This window comes from Polaromonas sp. YR568 (genome assembly GCF_943371715.1).
Classification (GTDB): Bacteria; Pseudomonadota; Gammaproteobacteria; order Burkholderiales; family Burkholderiaceae_C; genus Polaromonas.
In genome coordinates this window covers 1-11,743 of sequence record NZ_CALRVW010000045.1, presented here as the reverse complement: position 1 = coordinate 11,743, position 11,743 = coordinate 1, and the positions used below count along the sequence as shown (strand labels likewise).

14 protein-coding genes and 1 pseudogene are annotated in these 11,743 nt (G+C 61.2%); 3 read left to right on the top strand and 12 right to left on the bottom strand.

The features are described 5' to 3' along the window. The 10 genes from AAG813_RS19555 to flgB form a co-directional block, all read right to left on the bottom strand. On the bottom strand, positions 1–428 hold a 428-nt coding region (locus AAG813_RS19555), incomplete at its 3' end, for a chemotaxis protein CheW (protein WP_341917755.1). Between the two features lie 221 nt (positions 429–649). Continuing rightward, entirely contained in the window at positions 650–1,624 is a 975-nt protein-coding gene (gene flgJ / locus AAG813_RS19550; protein ID WP_341917754.1) for a flagellar assembly peptidoglycan hydrolase FlgJ, read from the bottom strand. A gap of 7 nt (positions 1,625–1,631) precedes the next feature. Further along, positions 1,632–2,738 carry a flagellar basal body P-ring protein FlgI gene (locus AAG813_RS19545; protein WP_341917752.1) on the bottom strand — a complete coding sequence of 369 codons (1,107 nt, stop codon included), beginning with the start codon at positions 2,736–2,738 and terminating at the stop codon, positions 1,632–1,634. Between the two features lie 47 nt (positions 2,739–2,785). Next, a complete protein-coding gene (locus AAG813_RS19540; RefSeq protein WP_341917750.1) occupies positions 2,786–3,484 on the bottom strand; it encodes a flagellar basal body L-ring protein FlgH in 699 nt (232 codons plus the stop codon). Beyond that, a complete protein-coding gene (gene flgG, locus AAG813_RS19535) occupies positions 3,484–4,266 on the bottom strand; it encodes a flagellar basal-body rod protein FlgG (protein ID WP_341917748.1) in 783 nt (260 codons plus the stop codon). Before flgG ends, AAG813_RS19540 begins: the two co-directional genes overlap by 1 nt. Before the next feature lie 70 nt (positions 4,267–4,336). Next, positions 4,337–5,080 carry a flagellar basal body rod protein FlgF gene (locus AAG813_RS19530; protein WP_341917746.1) on the bottom strand — a complete coding sequence of 248 codons (744 nt, stop codon included), beginning with the start codon at positions 5,078–5,080 and terminating at the stop codon, positions 4,337–4,339. 66 nt (positions 5,081–5,146) lie between these two features. Further along, positions 5,147–6,412, bottom strand: coding sequence for a flagellar hook protein FlgE (flgE, locus tag AAG813_RS19525; protein WP_341917744.1), 1,266 nt, complete (start codon positions 6,410–6,412; stop codon positions 5,147–5,149). 57 nt (positions 6,413–6,469) lie between these two features. After that, a complete protein-coding gene (locus AAG813_RS19520) occupies positions 6,470–7,135 on the bottom strand; it encodes a flagellar hook assembly protein FlgD (RefSeq protein ID WP_341917743.1) in 666 nt (221 codons plus the stop codon). Positions 7,136–7,175: 40 nt separating this feature from the next. Then, positions 7,176–7,592: a flagellar basal body rod protein FlgC gene (gene flgC / locus AAG813_RS19515; RefSeq protein WP_341917741.1), complete on the bottom strand. Its 417-nt coding sequence runs from the start codon at positions 7,590–7,592 to the stop codon at positions 7,176–7,178. Between the two features lie 20 nt (positions 7,593–7,612). Beyond that, a complete protein-coding gene (flgB, locus tag AAG813_RS19510; RefSeq protein WP_341917739.1) occupies positions 7,613–8,017 on the bottom strand; it encodes a flagellar basal body rod protein FlgB in 405 nt (134 codons plus the stop codon). A gap of 363 nt (positions 8,018–8,380) precedes the next feature. Between flgB and flgA the strand changes: the two genes are divergently transcribed. The 3 genes from flgA to AAG813_RS19495 all read left to right on the top strand — a co-directional run bounded on the left by flgA (position 8,381) and on the right by AAG813_RS19495 (position 9,919). Then, positions 8,381–9,088 (top strand): flagellar basal body P-ring formation chaperone FlgA, encoded by a 708-nt coding sequence (gene flgA / locus AAG813_RS19505; RefSeq protein ID WP_341917737.1) that lies wholly within the window; start codon positions 8,381–8,383, stop codon positions 9,086–9,088. 79 nt (positions 9,089–9,167) lie between these two features. Further along, entirely contained in the window at positions 9,168–9,464 is a 297-nt protein-coding gene (locus AAG813_RS19500; protein WP_341917736.1) for a flagellar biosynthesis anti-sigma factor FlgM, read from the top strand. Continuing rightward, positions 9,461–9,919, top strand: coding sequence for a flagellar protein FlgN (locus AAG813_RS19495; protein WP_341917734.1), 459 nt, complete (start codon positions 9,461–9,463; stop codon positions 9,917–9,919). The genes AAG813_RS19500 and AAG813_RS19495 overlap by 4 nt, the downstream gene beginning before the upstream one ends. A 184-nt stretch (positions 9,920–10,103) precedes the next feature. Here the strand turns inward: AAG813_RS19495 and AAG813_RS19490 are convergent, their stop codons facing one another. Both AAG813_RS19490 and AAG813_RS19485 read right to left on the bottom strand, forming a co-directional pair. Further along, the gene (locus AAG813_RS19490) at positions 10,104–11,327 is read right to left on the bottom strand and encodes an ATP-binding protein (RefSeq protein ID WP_341917732.1); all 1,224 of its coding nucleotides are present in this window, start codon (positions 11,325–11,327) and stop codon (positions 10,104–10,106) included. A 90-nt stretch (positions 11,328–11,417) separates the two neighbouring features. Further along, positions 11,418–11,743 (bottom strand): annotated as a pseudogene (locus AAG813_RS19485) (hypothetical protein); the annotation flags it as partial.

The following is an 11,743-nucleotide window of genomic DNA, read 5'->3' as shown; positions in this document are numbered from 1 at the left end:
TTTTCCAGATCGACCAGGATCAGCATGCGGTCATCGAGCGTGCCCAGCCCGATCAGGTAGTCGGCATCGAGCACCGCGCCCATCTCCGGTGCCGGCTTGACCTGCTCCGGGCTCAGGGTGATCACGTCCGAGACGCTGTCGACCACCATTCCCATCACGCGGCTGGCAATGTTGAGGATGATCACCACCGTGAACTGGTCATAGGTCGGCGTGCCCAGGTTGAACTTGATGCGCATGTCAATGATGGGCACGATGATTCCGCGCAGGTTGACCACCCCCTTGATGTGCTCGGGCGCATTGGCGATGCGCGTCACCGCGTCATAACCGCGCAGCTCCTGCACCTTCTGGATGTCCACCCCGTACTCTTCCTGGCCCAGCGTGAACGCCAGGAACTCCAGTGGCTGGGCCGCCAGGGCTCCGGGTGGCATGGCGGGGACGGCCGCGACTCCGGTCTGGCTGGTGCTTGCTTGCATGGGTGCTCCTCAATCAGGTGGGCAGCGCTTCCGTAAGCGCTTTAAATATCGTGACAACAAAAGCGTCTATTTGTATTAACGACCGCATCAGGGAAAAACTTTAGTTTTAAATTTGAAAGTTGGCTGCCTGTCTGCTGCCTCGTTCAACAATGCTCAACCCGGAGCTATCCGCGGGCTCAGGACATCTGCTTCATGATGCGGACCAGCTTCCCGCCGTATTGGGGATCGGTCGCATAACCTGCGCGCTGCAGGCCATGCGCCGCTTCAGCGGGATCCTGCGTGGAGAGCACATTGGCATAACGCGGGTTCGTCACCAGGAAACGCGCATAGTCAGAAAACGCTTCGTCATAAGAGCCGTAGGCCCGAAAGCTGGCCCGGCCTTTTTGCGCAACGCCGTTGACGTATTCGGTGGTCATGGTTTCGACCACCGGCCCCTTCCAGCTCTTGTCGGCCTTGATGCCAAACACGTTGTAGCTGGTCTGGCCGTCCTCTGCACGTATCTCGCGGCGTCCCCAGCCGGATTCCAACGCTGCCTGCGCCATGATCAGTTGCGCCGGAACACCCGTCGCCTCGCTGGCACGCTGCGCCGCGGGTAGCAGGCGAGAAACAAACTGCTCCACGTGCGCCTGCGGCAGAGCGCTCCTGCTCAGGGTCGCCTGCGCCGTGGCGGTCTCGTACAGTGAGAGGTCCGGTGTCCGGACGACCGGCGCAGCGACAGAAGCCACAGGCTGCGGCACCCTGGACACCGCCGCGCCGGGCATACCGGGCGGCTTGTCTGCGGGCAATGCGGCAGGCACATCAGCCCCGCCAGCGGTCCGGTTGAGCTGCGCAAACATGGCCTCGGCCAGGCCCAGACCCCGGCCGGACAGATTCTGTGCCAGTTGCTGATCCAGCATGGATGTGTACATCTTTTCCTGCTGGCTGCCAAACATGCCGTCAGACGGCGTGGCTTCACGCATGCTCTTGAGCACCATCTGCATGAACATCACTTCAAATTGCTTGGAGGCCTGTTTCATGCCTTCCTGCGGTGAACTGCGCACCGTGCGCCGCAAGGCATCGACACCCTGCACATCCAGCGACAAACGCTGGTCGAGCACGCCTGAGGCAGGGGAATTCATGCTGTTGAGGTTGGCAAAACCGGTGCTGTTCATGTCACCCTCAGATAATCTCGAGTTCAGCGCGCAGGGCACCTACGGCCTTCATGGCCTGCAAGATGGACACCAGATCCTGCGGATTGGCACCCAGCGTGTTGAGTCCCTTGATCACGTCAGCCAGCGAGGCACCACCACGCACGATCTGCAGGGCGCCACCCGCCTGGCTGACTTCGACCTGTGAGCGCTGGGTGGCCACCGTGCTGCCGCCCGAGAGCGGCCCGGGTTGGCTGATCACCGGCTCGGTATTGATCACCACCGACAGATTGCCGTGCGCCACGGCGCAGTCATTGATCCGGACGGTCTGGTTCATCACGACCGAACCGGTACGCGCATTGATCACCACTTTCGCGATCGCCTGCGAAGGCGCCACATCGATGTTCTCGATGCGGGCGAGGAAACCGACGCGGTCTTCGGGCCGGGGCGGCGCGTTGACCTGGATCACCCGTGCATCAAGCGCATGGGCCGTCCCGGGCCCAAAACTCCGGTTGATGGCGTCCACCGCCTTTTGCGCCGTGCCGAAATCGCTGGTCGTCAACTCCAGCATCACGGTGCCGTCCCCGCCGAGTGTCGATTCCACCGCCCGCTCCACAATGGCGCCAGCTGGAATGCGACCGGAGCTGAGCTGGTTGATCTTGACCTGGCTGCCGTTGGCCGAGGCGCCAGCGCCGCCGACCACCATGTTGCCCTGGGCGAGCGCATAGACCTGCCCGTCTGAGCCTTTCAATGGCGTCATCAGCAGGGTCCCGCCGCGCAGGCTTTTCGCATTGCCCAGGGAGGACACCGTGATGTCGATGGTCTGTCCGGGCCGCACAAAGGGCGGCAGGGATGCGGTGACCATCACGGCGGCCACATTTTTCAGCTGCATGTTGGTTCCAGGCGGCACCGTCACGCCGAGCTGCCCCAGCATGTTGTTGAGGCTTTGCGTGGTGAACGGTGTCTGCATGGTCTGGTCGCCGCTGCCATCGAGGCCAACCATCAGGCCGTAACCGATCAGCGGGTTGTCGCGCACGCCCTGGATGCTCGCAAGATCCTTCAGGCGCTCAGCCTGCGATGGAAACCCGACCAGGGCAGACAGCAGCAGGCAAAGTTTCAGGCAGGACGCCAAGGCCATGCGCATTCTTCCTTGAGGCTGAAGCGAAATGGGTGTCGTGCTCATGATCAGAACGGCAGCACGTTGAGGAAGATGCGCTGGAGCCATCCCATGGTCTGGGCTTCGTCGATATAACCTTTGGCGCTGTATTCCATGCGCGCGTCGGCGACCTGGGTGGAAGGGACGGTGTTGTTCGCGCTGACGGTGCGCGGGTTGACCACGCCCGAGAAGCGGATGAACTCCGTTCCCTGGTTGATCAGCATCTGCTTTTCTCCGCTGACAATCAGGTTGCCATTGGGGAGAACTTCGACCACAGTGACCGTGATCACGCCGTTGAAGGTGTTCGTGGCATTGGCCCCACCCTTGGCACTCAATATGTTTTTTCCGCCCGCAGTGGCATCCTGCGCGCTGGAGATCAGACCGCTGAAAATTTTCGGAATCAGGCTCAGCTCGGTGCTGGCACTTCCGCTGCGGCTGGCATTGGCCGCCGAGTTTTTGCTCGCATTGACGTTCTCACTGACCAGGATGGTCAGGATGTCGCCCACGTAACGCGGCCGCCTGTCTTCAAACAGGGCCTGCGCGCCGAAACCAGTCCGGTAGATAGCACCATTGACCGGCGCCGCGGGGCGCACCTGCGCATCGGCACGCGAGCTCATGGGCTGATGCACCAGCGGCTCGCGCGGGATCTGCGCACAGCCGCCCAGCAGCGCCGCGACGGTCAATGCCCAGCCGCTTGCGCGCCAGCAGCTCCGCGGCAACCCGTGCATCACAGCTGCGCCAGGCGCGCGAGCATCTGGTCAGAGGTCTGGACAGCCTTGCTGTTGATTTCATACGCGCGCTGGGTCTGGATCATGTTGACCAGCTCCTCGACGACGTTGACGTTCGATGACTCCACATAGCCCTGATTCAGAATGCCGGCGCCATTCTGGCCCGGCGCGGTTTCGTTGGCCCCACCGGAAGCATCCGTCTCCACATACAGGTTCTCACCCTTGCTTTGCAGTCCTGCGGCGTTGAGAAAAGTCGCCAGCTGAATCTGGCCAATCTGCACATTGGCCGTACTGCCGGCCTGGGTGACCGACACCGTGCCATCGCGGCCAATGGTCATGCTGGTGGTGTTCTGCGGCAAGGTAATGGCCGGCTGCACGGGAAAGCCGCTGGCGGTGACCAGCTGCCCACTCTGGTCGGACTGAAATGAACCGTCCCGCGTGTAGGCGGTGGTGCCGTCCGGCATCAATACCTGAAAAAAGCCGTCGCCATTGATGGCCACGTCTTTGGGGTTCTCGGTCTTGGTCGGATTGCCTTGTGTATGGATGCGCTCGGTCGCCACCACGCGAACGCCTGTACCCAGCTGAAGGCCGGAGGGCATGCGCGTCTGGTCCGAGGTCTGGCCGCCGGTCTGGCGCAGGTTCTGGTACATCAAGTCTTCGAACACGGCGCGGCTGCGCTTGAAACCGGTGGTGCCCACGTTGGCCAGGTTATTGGCAACAACGTCGAGCTGCATCTGCTGGGCATCAAGCCCTGTCTTGGCAATGGAAAGGGAACGAATCATGGGAAAAACTCCTGGGGGATGGCCGGGGCCGTGTTCAAGTCAGATTGGGCGACAAGGGGTGGACGGCGAATCAGCCGTTGCCCAGCAGCTTGTTGGCCTGCTGGTCGTTGCTTTCGGCTGTCTGCAGCGTCTTCATTTGCATCTCAAAACGTCGTGCATTGGCAATCATGTCGACCATGGCCTCCACTGCATTGACGTTGCTTCCCTCCAGCGTGCCGGACAACAAACGCACACTGGGGTCGGCCTGCGGGGTGGCCGCGCCGGCCTGCATGCGGAACAAGCCATCGTCGCCACGCACCAGCGCATCCACGGCTGGGTTGACCAGCTTCAGGCGCCCCACTTCCGCGGCACCCACGGCCGGATCACCGGCGCCAAGCGCTGTCACCACGCCATCGTCAGCCACCACCAGCGACGAGCCCGGCGGCACAACCATCGGGCCAGCCTCGCCCAACACCGGCCTGGCATCCATGGTCATCAATTGACCGTCGGCACCCACTTGAAGGTTGCCGACGCGGGTGTAAGCTTCGCCGCCGTCCGGTGTCTGGACGGTCAGCCAGCCATCGCCGCGTATGGAAACGTCCAGCGGGCGGCCTGTTTGCATCAGCGGACCGGAACGCATATCGGCGCCAGGAGTCGTGGCAACCACCATGGCACGGGTCGCGATCTCGTCGCCGACGACTGGAACTGCACGATAGTTGTTGATCTGCGCACGGAACCCGGGCGTCGACACATTGGCCATGTTGTTGGCCACCGCAGCCTGTTGCTCCATGGCCTGCTTGGCACCCGTCATGCCGACATAGATCATCCGGTCCATATTGCTTCCTTGGTTGTCCTGATTTTGTTGACGCCAGAAACCGCCTTGCCGGCGGTCACGGGGTCATCAACGCATGTTCATCAGGGTCTGCATCACCTGGTCTTGCGTCTTGACGGTCTGGGCATTGGCCTGATAGGTGCGCTGGGCAATGATCAGGTTGACCAGCTCGGAGGTAAGGTCAACGTTGGAGCCTTCCAGTGCCCCCGAAACCAGGGCGCCAAGCTTGGTGCCGGCACCCGGTGTGCCCGTCAGCGGCTGGCCTGACGCAGCGGTTTCGGCCCAGACGTTGTCGCCCTTGGACTGCAGTCCGTTCGGATTCACAAAGGAAGACAGGACGATCTGCCCAAGCGTATTGGATTGTTCGTTGCTGTATTTTCCGGTGATGGTCCCATTCTGTTCAATGGCCAGAGAGGTCAGCGTGCCAGACGCGTAGCCGTCCTGTGTCAGCTTTCTGACATCATTGGCGTTGCCGAACTGGGTGGTGCCCGCGACGTTCATATCGAACGTCATCGGGGCAGAGCCATTACCCAAAGTAAAGCCAGGCGTCTTGAAACCCAGGACACCGTTCCCCACAACAGCCGTATCCAGAATGCCGTTGCTGTCAAAGGTCAAGGTACCGATCGCTGTGCCATTGGCAACGGCTGGCAGAACACCACCGTTATCCAGCGGCTTCCCGTCCACGGTCGCATGAACATTCCAGGCATTGAGAGCCGGAGCCGCCTGTTTTGCAAAGAAGGTGGCCAACTCGTGAGGGTTTCCCAGCGAGTCATAAATCGTCACCGAATTGGCATAGTTGTAGGTGCTTGAATCCGTGGCGTCGAACGCAGTCGCCGGCGCCGTGCTCCGCGAATCAAGATTGAACTGTGCAGTGATTCCGGTCACGGACCCGGTCGCCTTCGGCGCCATGGCGGCCGTAGGCATTTGCAACGGCGCCGGCGTACCGCCTGCCAGATTGCCGTTGGCACCCACGGCATAACCGGTGAGCTGCAAACCAGCCGTGTTGACAATGTAGCCATTCTTGTCCATATCGAACTGGCCGTTGCGCGAGTAGGCTATCTCGCCTTCCGGACTGGCGAGCCGAAAAAACCCGTCGCCATCACTGATGGCTACGTCCAGTGCACGGGAGCTGGTTTGCACCGAGCCGGACGTGAAGTTCTGCGCAACGCTGGCCACTTGGGTACCCAGACCGATCTTGGAACCTGCATACACATCGGAAAACTGCACGCCCCCCGATTTGAAGCCTATCGTTCCGGCATTGGCAATGTTGTTGCCGATGACGTCGAGATTGGCTGCGGAGGCGTTCAGAGCGCTTACACCTTGTGCGAAACCCATGGTATTTCCTTCTGTTGAATTGACTTGTAAATCGAGACTGCCGTGAGTCGGTCGGGCTCAGAGAATCAGGCGAACTTCACTGAGCGCGGCCTTGCGACCGGCCCCCAGGTCAAGCGCAACGCCATTGCTGCCCTGCGACACACTGGCCACGCCGGCATAGGTCAGCGCGGTCGCCGTCATCCTGGAATCCCCGGAGTAGGCCGCCACGTTGACTGTGTAGGCACCGTCTGCCAACTGCACCCCGCCATCTGACTTTCCGTCCCAGGAAAGTGTCTTGACCCCCTGCGGCAAGGCACCCAGATCCAAACTGCGAACGGTATTGCCGGCCGCGTCGGTGACGGTGACTTTCACCGAATCAGCCCCCTGCGGCAGCTCAACAGCAAACGGCACTGCAGCGCCCTGCTCCAGCGCCAACCCCGTTCCGGGCACGAGTACGGAACGACCGATCAGGGAAGCCGACTGCAGGACTTCGCTGGAGCCGCTTTGGGCGAGCAGAGACTGGAAGGCTGTATTGAGTTTTTCAATGCCGCTGACCGTGCTCATCTGTGCCAGTTGCGAGGTCAGCTCGGCGTTGTCCAGAGGATTCAGGGGGTCCTGATTGTTCAGCTGAGTAACAAGCAGCTTGAGAAAACGCTGTTCTCCATCAGCGCTTGAAACTGTCTTTGATGACAGCGCGCCGGCCGCGCTGGCGCTGTCCGTTGAGGTGATTGCAGAAACAGTCATGAGAAATTCTCCGGAAATGAATTGGTCGGCGCCGAGGGGCTTACTGACCCACCGTCAGTGTCTTGAGCATCAACGTTTTGGCGGTATTGAGAATCTCGACATTGGCCTGGTAGGATCGCGAGGCCGAAATCATGTTGACCATTTCCTCGACCACGTTGACGTTGGGCATGGCCACGTAACCTTCGGCGTTTGCATGCGGATTCTTGGGGTCATGCACCATGCGCAACGGTGATTGATCTTCGATGACGCGCGCCACCCTGACACCGCCTATTCCCTGGCCCGCCCCGGGCGACATTTCGAACACAACCTGACGGGCCCGGTAAGGCTGGCCATCGGGTCCCGCGACACTGTCCGCGTTGGCCATGTTGCTGGCGGTGGTGTTCATTCGCTGCGACTGCGCAGTCATGGCTGAGCCGGCGATATCAAAGATGCTGAGTGAACGGTTTGAAAACGGCATGAACGGACTCCGCCTGGTTGTTACTGAACCGCTGACAGCAGCGATTTGATTTTGGAACCCAGAATGGTCAGGTTGGCTTCGTAACGCATGGCGTTGTCCGCAAAATTGACCCTCTCGACATCCATCTCGACGGTGTTGCCATCGAGGCTTGTCTGATTCGGCGTGCGGTACATCAAGTCACTCTCGCCTGCCGCATGCGCTGCGCCGGACAGATGGCGGGACGACGTGGTGGACATCGACATGGACATGGGCTGCCTGCCGCGTTCAACAGCCTCCGCCAGCCTGCTCCCGAAGTCGAAATCACGCGCCTTGAAATTGGGCGTGTCGGCGTTCGCGACATTGGACGACAGCACTTCCTGCCGCCGCGCCCGCAGGCTGAGCGCCTCTTGATGGAAGCGCAGTGCTGAATCCAGTTTGTCGATCATTTTTTCCTCATCGTTTCAAGAGATGCCGCTGATGCCTCTGACGGCACTGCCGGCTTTGATGAAAATAATTGTAGGTAGACCCCGCTTGCGCAATCACCTGAACAGACGGCGTTTCAAGGTTCAATTCAATTCTTGGCGCAGCGTCGGCGACCGACATTCCGCTTTCATGAATTGCATGCCGGAACAGCGCGTTTCAATCCTCAAAACAGCATCCGGATTGCGGTGCAATTCAACCCTTGGCCTCGGCGCCCAGGCTCCTAAAATTCTTGCAACTACCCGGGTGCCGGGCGCGCAGGTGAGCATTGACACCTGCAGACCCTGGCCATCGGCGCCACTCCATCGAGGGATTTCATGAAGATGCCCATGTACAAAGTTTTGGCACTTGGACTTGTCACCCTTGTCACCTTTGGCAGCCTGCCCCTGCAGGCCCGCAGCGCGACGTCGCAACCAGTGCCCCTGTCGGGCAACGCGCGCCCCGTGATAGAGCAATTCCTGTTGCGCCAGACGGCGGGCCTGTCCGGCAAGGTAGTCATCACCATTGACACGCCGATATCGGGTGCACTGCCGGCCTGTGACTCACCCGAGCCCTTCCTGCCCGGTGGTGCCCGCTTGTGGGGGCGCATGTCGGTCGGGGTGCGATGCCATTCAGATCAGCCATGGACCCGCTTTGTGCCGGCCTATATCGCGGTCCGGTCCGTCTACTATGTCGCGGTTCAACCCATTCCTGCGGGCCAGGTCTTGACACTCGCCGACGCCGCTGCGCGCGAAGGCGACCTCACCACCCTTCCCCGCAGCGTGATCGTCGACCCGTCGCAGTTCAATGGCGCAATTGCCCTGAACCAGATCGCATCGGGTGCACCCTTGCGGCGGGAGTTGCTTCGAGAGGCCGTGGCAGTGCAAAGGGGGCAGACCATTCGCGTACGCACCCAGGGAGCAGGCTTTGTGGTGAGCGCCGAGGGAAAAGCCCTGACCAGTGCCGCCGTGGGCGCCCTGGTCCAGGTCAAAATGCAGGGCGGCACACTGGTCAGCGGCATCGTCGGCCCGGACGGAATGGTGGAACGAACCAATTGATCCTGTTAAATTGCAGTCATTCCCTCAAGTTTCGGGCCGATCAGCCGTTATACCGGTGAGATACCCTGAGGAAAACATCATGAAAATCAATCAAAACGTCACTTTCCTGAAAAATGCAGCCGACCCCTCGGCTGTGCCCGCAAGGGAAGGTGTCAAGCCAAACCGCGCGGTGTCAGGCATGCCGGCAGAGGCGGCCCCCGCCCGTCCGGTCGCAGCGACGCCCTTGCTGCCCTCGACCAACGGAGACTTCGACGCGGCCCGTGTGGGCAAAATCCGCGAAGACATCAGTGCCGGTCGCTACCATGTCGACACCGCCAAAATAGCCGACGGCCTGCTCCGGTCGGTGCGTGATCTCCTGGGAGAAAAAGCACCATGAGTTCACCGCTGGTCGACCTTCTCGTTCGCGAACACGCCGCCATCGGCGAATTTCTCGAATTGCTCGCCCAGGAATCTGACGCCATGACCCATGGCGAATTCAAACGGCTACCCGGTCTTGCCGAGCGCAAGTCACAACTGGCCGACCAGATCGCCCTGATCGGTCGCCAGCGTGAGATGGAGCAGCAGGCGCTGGGCTACGCCCCGGGACGCAATGGTTGTGATGCCGCTGCACTGGACGGGGGAGAAGCCCTCCAAACCGCGTGGAGCAATCTGCTGGCGCGCGCAGCGCAGGCCCATGAGTGCAATCACCGAAATGGGGTGATGATTCACACCCATCTGGACTACACACGGCAGTCCATCAACTTCCTGAAAGCCAGTGGCCAGCCTCTGTATGGGCCGGATGGCACGCACAAGACAGGCTCCAGCAGTGGCAGCCGGTTTGCGGTCGGCTGAGACAGCCCCGTCCTGACCGCGCGCGCGATTTCAGCCCCCTACCCAGGCGCTGCGGCCCCCACTTACCACCCATGAAAAAGCTTGGCGCCCCATGCGGCAACGCCAGCGATCACGCCTGCCGACCAGATGGCCCGGGGGCGCCCCATCGACGGATTTCCGTCACCCGCGTCTTACGGCGTAGTGCCTACCGGTTGGGCAGCGTGAAGAAAAACGTGGCCCCTTTTTCGGGCTCTGCATCAGCCCAGACTTCACCACCGTGCCGGGTCACTATGCGGAGCACTGTCGCCAGTCCCACACCGGTCCCCGGGAACTCTGTGTTTGAATGCAGGCGCTGGAAGGTCTTGAACAGCCTGTCAGCATGCGCCATGTCGAAGCCGGCGCCGTTGTCGCGCACAAAAAAGATGGCATCCCCCTCGGCATCGGTGAGCTGGCCAACGCAAATGATGGTGGAGACCCGTTGCGACGTGAATTTCCACGCGTTTCCAAGCAGGTTTTCCAGCAGCACCCGAATCAGGCGGACGTCACCCCGGGCCTGCAGGCCAGGTGCGATGGTTACAGACACTTCCCGCCCAGCCGGGCTGGCAAGGTACCGCTCCAGAACCTGCGCAGCGAGTTGGCTCAGATCGACGATTTCGTGACGGAAATCGGTGCGGGAAACCTGAGCCAGTGAAAGAAGGTCTTCGATCAGCCGCCCCATCTGACCTACCCCCGCTTCGATCCTGGCAAGGTAATGGCGCGCCGTATCACTGGCCTGCGGGTCCAGCTGTTTGGCCAGCAGTCGGCTGAATCCGTCGATGGCGCTCAGCGGCGAACGCAGGTCATGGGATACTGAATAGGAGAAAGCTGCCAATTCCTCGTTGGACAGACGCAATGCGGCCTCCGTCGCCTTGATCTCGCTGATGTCCGTATCGATGCCTACCCAGAAGGCCACGTCGCCTTTTTCATTGAATACCGGCCTGGCCTTGTACGACATCGTGTGGTAGCTCCCGTCGCGGGACAAGATGCGCCGCTCGCCAGAATAGTTCTCGCGCTTTCGGAGTGCGCGCTGCCATGCCTCCAGCAAGTCGTCCCGGTCCTGAGGATGCACAGCTCGAAGCCACTTGCTGCCCATCCAGTCTTCCGGCTTGCCGCCGACCAGGGCGTACCACTTGCGGTTGGCATAAACCAGTCCGCCCCGCGCATTGGCGTACCAGATCACCTGGGGCGCCTCCTCAGTCAACGACCGGAACAAGCTGTCCTGCAGCGGCAAGGTAGCGATCTGCGACCTGGGAAGAACACCGATGCCCTGCTGCGCAGAATGAACCTGCGTCAGCACAAACAGGGACTTGCGTCCATCGGGGAGCAGCGCCCGGGAACGAACGTCCAGGGGCAGTTCATTTCGTTCCTGGCGCAGGTTTCTTGCGGGCATGAAAACTCCTATACGGTTTGATGCAAAGCAGATGTATCAGCCGACAAAGCGGGAATACAACGGCATACAGAGACGCCCGTCATAACCATTTCAAAATTTTTCCCAGCTGCCACCTGCGATGGCCAGCCCACCGGCCGGAGCAGCAATGACCTTCTTCTTCCGGGGTGGCGGTTTGGACATGCTTTGAGAGGCAGGAACCGTGCGCCGCGGCAGGGCCGCGTTCGCGTCCGGCGCACCCGCCTGCCCGTTCTCGAGCCTGAACACACTGACCACCTGACTGAGCCCGCTGGCCTGCTCCTGCAGCGAGGACGCTGCAGCTGCGGCTTCTTCCACCAGCGCGGCGTTCTGCTGCGTCACCTGGTCCATCTGCGTGATCGCCTGGTTGATCTGCTCGATGCCCGCCGTCTGCTCCTGGC

What these genes read in the sequence shown, in the direction of transcription:
- flgG (WP_341917748.1), bottom strand. Translation starts at nt 4,266, where the DNA reads ATGATTCGTTCCCTTTCCATTGCCAAGACAGGGCTTGATGCCCAGCAG.
- flgE (WP_341917744.1), bottom strand. Translation starts at nt 6,412, where the DNA reads ATGGGTTTCGCACAAGGTGTAAGCGCTCTGAACGCCTCCGCAGCCAAT.
- AAG813_RS19540 (WP_341917750.1), bottom strand. Translation starts at nt 3,484, where the DNA reads ATGCACGGGTTGCCGCGGAGCTGCTGGCGCGCAAGCGGCTGGGCATTG.
- flgJ (WP_341917754.1), bottom strand. Translation starts at nt 1,624, where the DNA reads ATGAACAGCACCGGTTTTGCCAACCTCAACAGCATGAATTCCCCTGCC.
- flgC (WP_341917741.1), bottom strand. Translation starts at nt 7,592, where the DNA reads ATGCCGTTTTCAAACCGTTCACTCAGCATCTTTGATATCGCCGGCTCA.
- flgA (WP_341917737.1), top strand. Translation starts at nt 8,381, where the DNA reads ATGTACAAAGTTTTGGCACTTGGACTTGTCACCCTTGTCACCTTTGGC.
- AAG813_RS19490 (WP_341917732.1), bottom strand. Translation starts at nt 11,327, where the DNA reads ATGCCCGCAAGAAACCTGCGCCAGGAACGAAATGAACTGCCCCTGGAC.
- AAG813_RS19520 (WP_341917743.1), bottom strand. Translation starts at nt 7,135, where the DNA reads ATGACTGTTTCTGCAATCACCTCAACGGACAGCGCCAGCGCGGCCGGC.
- AAG813_RS19545 (WP_341917752.1), bottom strand. Translation starts at nt 2,738, where the DNA reads ATGGCCTTGGCGTCCTGCCTGAAACTTTGCCTGCTGCTGTCTGCCCTG.
- AAG813_RS19530 (WP_341917746.1), bottom strand. Translation starts at nt 5,080, where the DNA reads ATGGACCGGATGATCTATGTCGGCATGACGGGTGCCAAGCAGGCCATG.
- flgB (WP_341917739.1), bottom strand. Translation starts at nt 8,017, where the DNA reads ATGATCGACAAACTGGATTCAGCACTGCGCTTCCATCAAGAGGCGCTC.
- AAG813_RS19500 (WP_341917736.1), top strand. Translation starts at nt 9,168, where the DNA reads ATGAAAATCAATCAAAACGTCACTTTCCTGAAAAATGCAGCCGACCCC.
- AAG813_RS19495 (WP_341917734.1), top strand. Translation starts at nt 9,461, where the DNA reads ATGAGTTCACCGCTGGTCGACCTTCTCGTTCGCGAACACGCCGCCATC.